Annotated in this window: 9 protein-coding genes and 1 pseudogene; all 10 read left to right on the forward strand. The window is 73.3% G+C overall.

Going from position 1 to position 8,870, the window contains the following annotated elements; translation table 11 throughout:
• Window positions 1-541: pseudogene (locus GTW43_RS07235) on the forward strand (biotin synthase BioB); the annotation flags it as partial.
• Window positions 534-1,823: an adenosylmethionine--8-amino-7-oxononanoate transaminase gene (locus GTW43_RS07240; RefSeq protein ID WP_161300794.1), complete on the forward strand. Its 1,290-nt coding sequence runs from the start codon at window positions 534-536 to the stop codon at window positions 1,821-1,823. The pseudogene GTW43_RS07235 and the gene GTW43_RS07240, both read left to right, overlap by 8 nt.
• Window positions 1,824-1,834: 11 nt before the next feature.
• Window positions 1,835-2,566, forward strand: a complete 732-nt coding sequence (gene bioD, locus GTW43_RS07245) for a dethiobiotin synthase (RefSeq protein WP_161300795.1) — start codon at window positions 1,835-1,837, stop codon at window positions 2,564-2,566.
• Between the two features lie 117 nt (window positions 2,567-2,683).
• Entirely contained in the window at window positions 2,684-3,370 is a 687-nt protein-coding gene (locus GTW43_RS07250; protein ID WP_161300796.1) for a class I SAM-dependent methyltransferase, read from the forward strand.
• A gap of 79 nt (window positions 3,371-3,449) precedes the next feature.
• Window positions 3,450-3,878: a GNAT family N-acetyltransferase gene (locus GTW43_RS07255; RefSeq protein WP_161300797.1), complete on the forward strand. Its 429-nt coding sequence runs from the start codon at window positions 3,450-3,452 to the stop codon at window positions 3,876-3,878.
• Between the two features lie 183 nt (window positions 3,879-4,061).
• On the forward strand, window positions 4,062-5,507 hold the full coding sequence (locus tag GTW43_RS07260; RefSeq protein ID WP_237536453.1) for a hemolysin family protein: 1,446 nt from the start codon (window positions 4,062-4,064) through the stop codon (window positions 5,505-5,507).
• Window positions 5,504-6,517, forward strand: coding sequence for a hemolysin family protein (locus GTW43_RS07265; RefSeq protein ID WP_161300798.1), 1,014 nt, complete (start codon window positions 5,504-5,506; stop codon window positions 6,515-6,517). Before GTW43_RS07260 ends, GTW43_RS07265 begins: the two co-directional genes overlap by 4 nt.
• Window positions 6,518-6,576: 59 nt before the next feature.
• Entirely contained in the window at window positions 6,577-7,368 is a 792-nt protein-coding gene (locus tag GTW43_RS07270; protein ID WP_161300799.1) for an SGNH/GDSL hydrolase family protein, read from the forward strand.
• Window positions 7,369-7,399: 31 nt separating this feature from the next.
• Window positions 7,400-7,996, forward strand: coding sequence for a YdeI/OmpD-associated family protein (locus GTW43_RS07275; RefSeq protein ID WP_161300800.1), 597 nt, complete (start codon window positions 7,400-7,402; stop codon window positions 7,994-7,996).
• A 144-nt stretch (window positions 7,997-8,140) separates the two neighbouring features.
• A partial coding sequence (locus GTW43_RS07280) for a lyase family protein (protein WP_161300801.1) occupies window positions 8,141-8,870 on the forward strand: 730 nt, incomplete at its 3' end.

The following is an 8,870-nucleotide window of genomic DNA, read 5'->3' on the forward strand; positions in this document are numbered from 1 at the left end:
TGAACTCGACCCGGACTCGGTGCCGGTGAACTTCCTGATCCCCTTCGAGGGCACGCCGCTGGCCAAGGAGTGGAACCTGACCCCGCAGCGCTGCCTGCGGATCCTCGCCATGGTCCGCTTCGTCTGCCCGGACGTCGAGGTACGGATCGCGGGCGGGCGCGAGGTGCACCTGCGCTCGATGCAGCCGCTGGCCCTGCACATCGCCAACTCGATCTTCCTGGGCGACTATCTGACCAGCGAGGGCCAGGCCGGCAAGGCCGACCTGGACATGATCGCGGACGCCGGTTTCGAGGTGGAGGGCACCGACGAGATCACGCTGCCCGAGCACCGCGCCGAGGGCGGCTGCGGCTCGGTGTGCGGCTCCGGGGAGGCGGAGTCGGGCGGCGGCTGCGGCGCGCACGCCGAGGCACCCGCGGCCCCTGCCGCCGCCACGGCTTCCACGGCTTCCGCCGTGCAGGAGGCGCCCGGGTCCGAGGCTCGTACGGATCTCGTGGCGGTGCGCCGCCGCGGCGCGGGCACGGACCTCGCCCCCAATGCCTGATCCGCACACCGATCCGCGCGTGTCCGAACTGCTCGCCCTGGACCGCGAGCACGTCTGGCACCCGTACGGGCCCATGCCGGGCCGGCAGGAGCCCCTGGTCGTCGAGTCGGCGGCCGGGGTGCGCCTGCGGGTGACCGGGCACGGCGAGCTGGTCGACGGCATGTCGTCCTGGTGGTCGGCGATCCACGGCTACCGGCATCCCGTCCTGGACGAGGCGGCCCGCGACCAGTTGGGACGCATGAGCCACGTGATGTTCGGCGGGCTCACGCACGAGCCCGCCGTACGGCTCGCACAGCGCCTTGTCGACATGTCGCCGCAAGGACTCGAGCATGTCTTCCTCGCCGACTCGGGCTCGGTCTCGGTCGAGGTGGCCCTCAAGATGTGCCTGCAGTACTGGCGTTCGCTCGGCCGGGGCGAGAAGCACCGGATGCTGACCTGGCGCGGCGGCTACCACGGCGACACCTGGCACCCGATGTCGGTGTGCGACCCCGAGGGCGGCATGCACGAACTGTGGGGCGGCGTGCTGCAGCCCCAGGTGTTCGCCGACGCACCGCCGGACACCTACGAGGAGTCGTACGCGGAGCATCTGCGCGCGGTGATCGAGCGGCACGCGCACGAGCTGGCCGCCGTGATCGTCGAGCCGGTGGTGCAGGGGGCCGGGGGCATGCGCTTCCACTCCCCCGCGTATCTGCAGGTCCTGCGGGACGCCTGTGACGCGCACGACGTGCTGCTCGTGTTCGACGAGATCGCCACCGGGTTCGGCCGCACGGGCACGCTGTTCGCGGCCGGGCAGGCCGGGGTGACGCCCGACGTGATGTGCCTCGGCAAGGCGCTGACCGGCGGCTACATGACGATGGCCGCGACCCTGTGCACGCGGCGGGTCGCCGAGGGGATCTCGCGCGGTGACGTGCCGGTGCTCGCGCACGGCCCCACGTTCATGGGCAACCCGCTGGCGGCGGCCGTCGCGTGCGCCTCCGTCGACCTGCTGCTCGGCCAGGACTGGCAGACCGAGGTCAAGCGGATCGAGACCGGTCTGCGGGAACACCTGGCGCCCGCGGCGGACCTGCCGGGCGTACAGGACGTCCGGGTGCTCGGCGCGATCGGCGTCGTGCAGCTCGACCACGAGATCGACATGGCGGCGGCGACCCGGGCGGCGGTCGCGGAGGGCGTGTGGCTGCGCCCGTTCCGGGACCTCGTCTACACGATGCCGCCGTACGTCACGGGCGACGAGGACCTCGCACGGATCGGCCGCGCGGTGTGCGCCGCCGCGCGGGAAGGGTGAACGGAGCGGACATGACGGTACTGGTGGTCACGGGGACCGGCACCGAGATCGGCAAGACGGTGACGACGGCGGCGGTGGCCGCGGTCGCCGTGCGGGCCGGCCGGTCGGTGGCGGTCCTCAAACCGGCCCAGACGGGGGTCGCGCCCGGCGATCCCGGCGACGTCGACGACGTCGTGCGGCTCGCCGGGGACCGGGTGACGCCGGTGGAGCTCGGCCGCTACCCCGAGCCGCTCGCGCCCGGCACGGCGGCGGCCCGGGCGGGGCTGCCCCCGGTGCGGCCGGCGCAGATCGCGGAGGCCGCGCAGAAGCTGGCCGCGTCCCACGACCTGGTCCTGGTCGAGGGCGCGGGCGGTCTCCTGGTGCACTTCGACGCCGAGGGCTCGACGCTGGCCGACGCGGCACGACTGCTGGACGCACCGGTCCTGGTCGTCGCGCGAGCGGGGCTCGGCACCCTCAACTCCGTGCAGCTGACCGCGGAGGCGCTGCGCAGTCGGGGCCTGCGCCACAGCGGCGTCGTCATCGGCAGCTGGCCACGGGAGCCGGATCTGGCGGAGCGGTGCAACGTGGCCGACCTGCCCCGGGTCGCCGGGGTGGGCCTGGCCGGGGCGATCCCGGCGGGGGCGGGCACACTGACGCCGCAGGAGTTCCGGGCGGGGGCCGCGCGGTGGCTCGGCCCGGCCCTGGGCGGGGTCTGGGACGCGGAGACCTTCACGGCCGCGGAGGGGCCACCGGCGTTCGGCTGACGGCGGCCGGCTGCGGCACCCCGGCGAGGCGCGACTCCCGCGCGCGGGGAGAGACACCTCGCGGGTCCGGGAGGACAATCCGGGAGACGGTCGGTGACATGACTCCCGGAGGTCGGCATGGCGGATCAGGCCCAGAAGGACGCGGTGCGGCACCCGTGGTTCGCGCGGTTCTACGCCCGCTGCAGTGTGCGCGCCGAGCCGGCCATGGGGCCGGTCCGCCGTGAGCTCCTGACCGGCCTGTCGGGCCGGGTGCTCGAGGTCGGTGCGGGGAACGGGCTGAACTTCGCGTACTACCCGCCCACCGTCTCCGAGGTCGTCGCGATCGAGCCGGAGCGCGAGCTGCGGGCGCTCGCGGTCGAGGCCGCGCGCCGGGCGGACGTGCCCGTGGACGTGGCTCCTGGGGCGGCCGAGGCGCTGCCCGTGAAGAGTGAGGCGTTCGACGCGGTCGTGCTCTGCATCGTGCTGTGCAGCGTGCGGGACGTGGACCGCTCCCTCGCCGAGGTGCGGCGGGTGCTGCGGCCCGGCGGGCAGGTGCGGTTCTTCGAGCACGGACTCGCGCCGGGGCGCGGGATGCGGCGGGTGCAGGGCGCGCTGGACCGGACGGTGTGGCCGCGGCTGTTCGGCGGCTGCCACGTGGGCCGGGACGCGGTGGCCGCGCTGCGCCGGGCCGGGTTCGAGACGGACGGCCACCGTGACCTGCTGCTGCCGGAGCGCGGGCCGCGGATGCCCACGTCGTACTGCGTGCTCGGCACCGCGCGCCGCCCCCGGGACGACGGCGCGGCCCCCCTGGCGCCGGAAGGCTAGTACCGGCAAGGGCGAGGCCGGCCCGTCCGGCATGTGAAATCGGCGGCGTGCGCCGGGCCGGCGGTGGTGGGATCGCGGCATGAGTGATCTTCGTATCCGGGCCGCGTGCCCCTCCGACGTGCCGACCGTGCTGGAGTTCTGGCGGACCGCCGCCGAGGGCACGAGCATCAGCGACGACCGCGCGGGCGTGGACCGGCTGGTCGCCCGGGACGCCGGCGCCCTGCTGCTCGCGGAGCGCGACGGAGCGCTGGTCGGGACGGTGATCGCGGGGTTCGACGGGTGGCGGTGCCATCTGTACCGGCTCGCGGTGCGGCCGGAGGCCCGGCGTCAGGGCATCGGATCGGCGCTGCTCGCGGCGGCCGAGGAGCGGTTCGTGGCACTCGGCGGGCGACGCGGCGACGCGATGGTCCTGGACCGGAACGAGCGGGCCCACCGTGCGTGGGAAGCCGCCGGGTACGCGCCCGAGCCGCAGTGGTCGCGCTGGGTGAAGCCCCTGACCGCTCCCTGATCTCCCGACCGACACGCACGCTTTGCCGATCCTTTACTATGGGCTGACTCATCGGAACTTCTGCGAAAGGTGTGAGCGTCCGCCCATGGGCGAGCCTCCCAGTACCCGGTCCTTCCTCCTGCACGGTCCCCGTGATCGCGCGCCCCTCCCGTCACTGGCCGAAGATGGGACGGAGGTGACCCGATGACCGAAGTACTCCTGCTCGCCGTGGCCGTGCTGCTCTCCCTGGCCTGCGGCGCGTTCGTCGCGGCGGAGTTCTCGCTCACGACCGTCGAGCGCAGCGACCTCGAGACGGCCGTGGAGCGCGGCGAGCGCGGCGCGGCCGGCGCCCTCAAGGCCGTACGGAATCTGACGTTCCAGCTCTCCGGTGCCCAGCTCGGCATCACCGTCACCAATCTGGTCGTCGGCATGCTCGCCGAGCCGTCCATCGCCAAGCTCATCGCGGGCCCGCTCGAGTCCCTGGGCGTCCCGGGCTCGGCGTCGACCTCGGTCGCGCTCGTCCTCGGCACCGCCCTGTCGACCGTGTTCCTGATGGTCGTCGGTGAACTGGTGCCGAAGAACTGGGCGATCTCCTCGCCGCTGGCCGTGGCCAAGCGGGTGGCGACGCCGCAGCGCTGGTTCAGCGCACTCTTCCGCCCGTTCATCACCCACCTCAACAACACGGCGAACCGGCTGGTGCGCCGCTTCGGCATCGAGCCCACCGAGGAGCTCGCCTCCGCGCGCGGCCCCCAGGAGCTGATGGCGCTGGCCCGGCACTCGGCCAAGGAGGGCGCCCTCGAGGCGGACACCGCCGAGCTGTTCGTGCGCACCCTGAACCTGGCCGACCTCACCGCGGAGAACGTGATGACGCCGCGCGTCCAGGTCATGGCCCTGGACCTCCAGGCCACCTGCGAGGACGTGGCCAACGCGACCCGCGCCACCGGTCTGTCCCGCTTCCCCGTCTACCGCGGCAGTCTCGACTCGGTCGTCGGTGTCGTCCACATCAAGGACGTGCTCGCCGTCCCCGACCACCAGCGGGCCCGCAAGGGCGTCGCCGACCTGCTCCGCGAGCCGCTGCTCGTCCCCGAGACGCTCACCGTGGACCGGCTGCTCGACCGGCTGTCCGGCAAGCGCACGATGGCCGTCGTCATCGACGAGTACGGCGGGACCGCGGGCGTCGCGACGCTGGAGGACATCGTCGAGGAGGTCGTCGGCGAGGTGCGGGACGAGCATGATCCGCACGAGACGCCCGACATCGCGCCCGCCGGCACCGACGACGCCGGGCGGACCCTGTACTCGGCCGACGGCGCCGCCCGCACCGACCGGCTCGCGCGGGTCGGGCTGCGGGTGCCCGACGGCCCGTACGAGACGCTGGCCGGTCTCGTGGCGACCGAGCTGGGGCGCATCCCCGGCGTCGGTGACACCGTCGAGGTCACCGGCTGGCGCCTCGACGTGGTCGACGCACACGGACACCGCGCCGCACGCGTCCTGCTGCACGCGCCGGCCGCCGAGGACACCCCGGACACCGAGGACGGGGCCAGGGACAGGTTCCCGGACCGAGGCAGGGACAGGGACAGGGACAGAGGTAAGGACAGAGACCGGGACCGGGAACGGGACCGGCACCGCAAGACGAAGGGGGCAAACCGATGACCGCGATCCAGTTGCTGATCGGCCTGGCGACCCTGGTCGTCAACGCGTTCTTCGTCGGCGCCGAGTTCGCCCTGATCTCCGTGCGGCGCAGCCAGATCGAGCCGCACGCCGAGGAGGGCGACCGGCGGGCCCGCAGCGTCCTGTGGGGGCTGCAGCACGTCTCCGCCCTGCTCGCCGCCGCGCAGCTCGGCATCACGCTGTGCACCCTGGTCCTCGGCATCGTCGCCGAGCCCGCGATCGCGCACCTGCTGGAGCCGCTGTTCGACGCCGTCGGGGTGCCGCACGGCCTGGTGCATCCGATCTCGTTCGTGATCGCTCTGTCCGTCGCGACGTACCTGCACATGCTGCTCGGCGAGATGGTCCCCAAGAACATCGCGCTGGCCGAGCCGGTCCGTTCGGCCCTGCTGCTCGGCCCGCCGCTGGTGGCCCTGGCCCGGGCGCTGCGCCCGGTGATCTTCACGGTGAACGCCTTCGCGAACACCCTCCTGAAACTGCTCAGGGTGGAGGTCAAGGACGAGGTCGCGGCCACGTTCTCGGACGACGAGCTCGCGCGCATGGTCAAGGACTCCTCGGACGCCGGTCTCATCGACGACCGCGCCCAGGAGCGCCTGCACGACGCCCTGGAACTGGGCCGCCGCCCGGTGAAGGACGTCGTCCTGCCCCTGGAGGAGGTCGTCTACGCGCGCGTGGGCGTCACCCCCGAGCAGCTGGAACAGCTGTCGGCCGAGTCGGGCTTCTCGCGCTTCCCCGTCGTGGACGAGGGCCGGCGCATCGTGGGCTACCTCCACGTGAAGGACGCGCTGGACGCGGCCCCGCGCGACCTGCCGTTCCGGGTGCCCGACATGCGCTCCATCGCGCGCGTACGCGAGACGACGCCCATGGACGACGTCCTCACCGCCATGCGCGGCAGCCGCACCCACGTGGCCGCCGTGCTCGGCGCGGACGGCCGGCTCGCGGGCATGGTCACCATGGAGGACGTCCTGCGCGAGCTGTTCGGGCAGCCCGTCTGACCCGGCGTTCCCGGGTCGTGGCGGACCACGCCGCGGCCCGGGATACGATCTCTGGCGCCATGCAGATGAATGTCAAGTACACCAGTCTCGTCGCGGTCGGCGACTCCTTCACCGAGGGCATGTCGGACCGGCTTCCCGACGGGTCGTACCGCGGCTGGGCGGACCTGCTCGCCGGCCGGATGGCCGCCCGCAGCCCCGGCTTCCGTTACGCCAATCTGGCCGTGCGCGGCAAGCTCATCGGGCAGATCGTCGACGAGCAGATCGATGTCGCCGCCGCGATGAAGGCCGACGTGGTCACCCTCGTCGGCGGGCTCAACGACACCCTGCGGCCCAAGTGCGACATGGGGCGCGTGCGGGGGCTGCTCACCGAGGCCGTCGAGCGTCTCGCCCCCTCCTGCGAACAGCTGGTCCTGATGCGCAGCCCCGGGCGCGACGGACCGGTCATGGAGCGCTTCCGGCCGCGCATGGAGGAGCTCTTCACCTGCATCGACGACCTCGCGGCGCGGCACGGCGCCGTGGTCGTCGACCTGTACGGGGCGCCGGTCCTCGGCGAGCAGCGGCTGTGGGACGTCGACCGGCTGCACCTGACCGCCGAGGGGCACGAGCGGGTGGCGGAGGCCGTGTGGCAGGCGTTGGGATACCCGCCGGAGTCCGACTGGCGGGCGCCACTGGACGCGGCCGCGCGGCCGAACTGGGGTGCGCGGCGCGTCGCCGACGCCCGCTTCGCCAAGCAGCACCTGGTGCCGTGGATCGGCCGCCGTCTCACGGGCCGTTCCTCGGGCGACGGACGCGCGCCCAAGCGGGCCGCTCTCGAGCCCTACGGGGACGTCTCCACGCCGCCCGACGCCTGACAGGGCCCAGACAGGGCTCTAGGCTGCCCCCATGGAGGAGTTCGACGGGGTGGAGGTCCGCGCGTTCCCGGACGCCGAGGCCTTCGAGAACTGGCTGGCCGAGCACCACGCGCGCGAGGCGGGCCTGTGGGTCAAGGTGGCGAAGAAGGCGTCGGGGATCGCCTCAGTCACGGACGACGAGCTGGTCGACACCGGCCTGTGCTGGGGCTGGGTCTCCGGCCGGCGCCGCGGCCTCGACGAGAAGTACTACCTGCAGAGGTACGTGCCGCGCCGCAAGCGGAGCCTGTGGTCCCAGGTCAACGTCGAGAAGGTCGCCGCCCTCGCAGCGGCGGGCCGGATGCGCGAACCCGGTCTCGCGGAGGTCAGGCGGGCCCAGGAGGACGGCCGCTGGGACCGCGCCTACGCGTCCCAGTCGGCGGCCACCGTCCCCGACGATCTCGCGGCGGCCCTCGCCGCGGACCCGGCGGCGGACGCCGCCTTCGCGTCCCTCGACCGCACCGCTCGCTACCTCGTGCTGCTCCCGCTGCTCCAGGCGGCGACCCCCGAGGTACGCAGGACACGTCTGGAGCGCGCGGTGCGGACACTGACCGGGCCGGAACCGCAGGCCGCACCTCACCCGGAGCCCTGAGACGGATCCCGCACCGGCGGCATGTACGAGGGGGCGACGGCGCCCCGCCCGCGTCAGGGGGGTCGGCGCCCTCGTTGAGCTGTAGGTTCCTCCATCCCTGCCGTGGTGCGGAGCTTGTAGGGACGCCCGGTAAACTCGGTCCACGTGACTGCGCCTGCCAAGCCCCGTATCCCGAACGTACTCGCCGGACGCTATGCCTCCACCGAGCTCGCCACCCTCTGGTCCCCCGAGGAGAAGGTGAAGCTGGAGCGCCGCCTCTGGCTTGCCGTTCTGAAGGCCCAGAAGGACCTGGGGATCGAGGTGCCGGACGCCGCGATCGCCGACTACGAGCGCGTGCTCGACCAGGTCGACCTGGCCTCCATCGCCGAGCGCGAGAAGGTCACGCGGCACGACGTGAAGGCGCGCATCGAGGAGTTCAACGCGCTCGCCGGGCACGAGCAGGTCCACAAGGGCATGACGTCCCGCGACCTGACGGAGAACGTCGAGCAGCTGCAGATCCGGCTCTCCCTCGAGCTGGTCCGGGACCGCTCCGTCGCCGTCCTCGCGCGCCTCGGCAAGCTGGCCGGCGAGTACGGCGAGCTGGTCATGGCGGGCCGCTCGCACAACGTCGCGGCGCAGGCCACGACCCTCGGGAAGCGCTTCGCGACCGCCACCGACGAACTGCTCGTCGCGTACGGCCGGGTCGAGGAGCTGCTCACCCGCTACCCGCTGCGCGGCATCAAGGGCCCCGTCGGCACCGCACAGGACATGCTGGACCTGCTGGGCGGCGACGACACGAAGCTGGCCGAGCTGGAGGACCGGATCGCCGGTCACCTCGGCTTCTCCCAGGCCTTCACCTCCGTCGGCCAGGTCTACCCGCGCTCGCTCGACTACA

This window comes from Streptomyces sp. SID5785, assembly GCF_009870065.1.
In the GTDB taxonomy this organism is placed as follows: Bacteria; Actinomycetota; Actinomycetes; order Streptomycetales; family Streptomycetaceae; genus Streptomyces.

Bases quoted from the DNA above. Each gene is read 5' to 3' on its own strand.
- GTW43_RS07270 (WP_161300799.1), top strand. From the start codon at position 6,577: ATGCAGATGAATGTCAAGTACACCAGTCTCGTCGCGGTCGGCGACTCC.
- GTW43_RS07260 (WP_237536453.1), top strand. From the start codon at position 4,062: ATGACCGAAGTACTCCTGCTCGCCGTGGCCGTGCTGCTCTCCCTGGCC.
- GTW43_RS07240 (WP_161300794.1), top strand. From the start codon at position 534: ATGCCTGATCCGCACACCGATCCGCGCGTGTCCGAACTGCTCGCCCTG.
- GTW43_RS07275 (WP_161300800.1), top strand. From the start codon at position 7,400: ATGGAGGAGTTCGACGGGGTGGAGGTCCGCGCGTTCCCGGACGCCGAG.
- GTW43_RS07265 (WP_161300798.1), top strand. From the start codon at position 5,504: ATGACCGCGATCCAGTTGCTGATCGGCCTGGCGACCCTGGTCGTCAAC.
- GTW43_RS07255 (WP_161300797.1), top strand. From the start codon at position 3,450: ATGAGTGATCTTCGTATCCGGGCCGCGTGCCCCTCCGACGTGCCGACC.
- bioD (WP_161300795.1), top strand. From the start codon at position 1,835: ATGACGGTACTGGTGGTCACGGGGACCGGCACCGAGATCGGCAAGACG.
- GTW43_RS07250 (WP_161300796.1), top strand. From the start codon at position 2,684: ATGGCGGATCAGGCCCAGAAGGACGCGGTGCGGCACCCGTGGTTCGCG.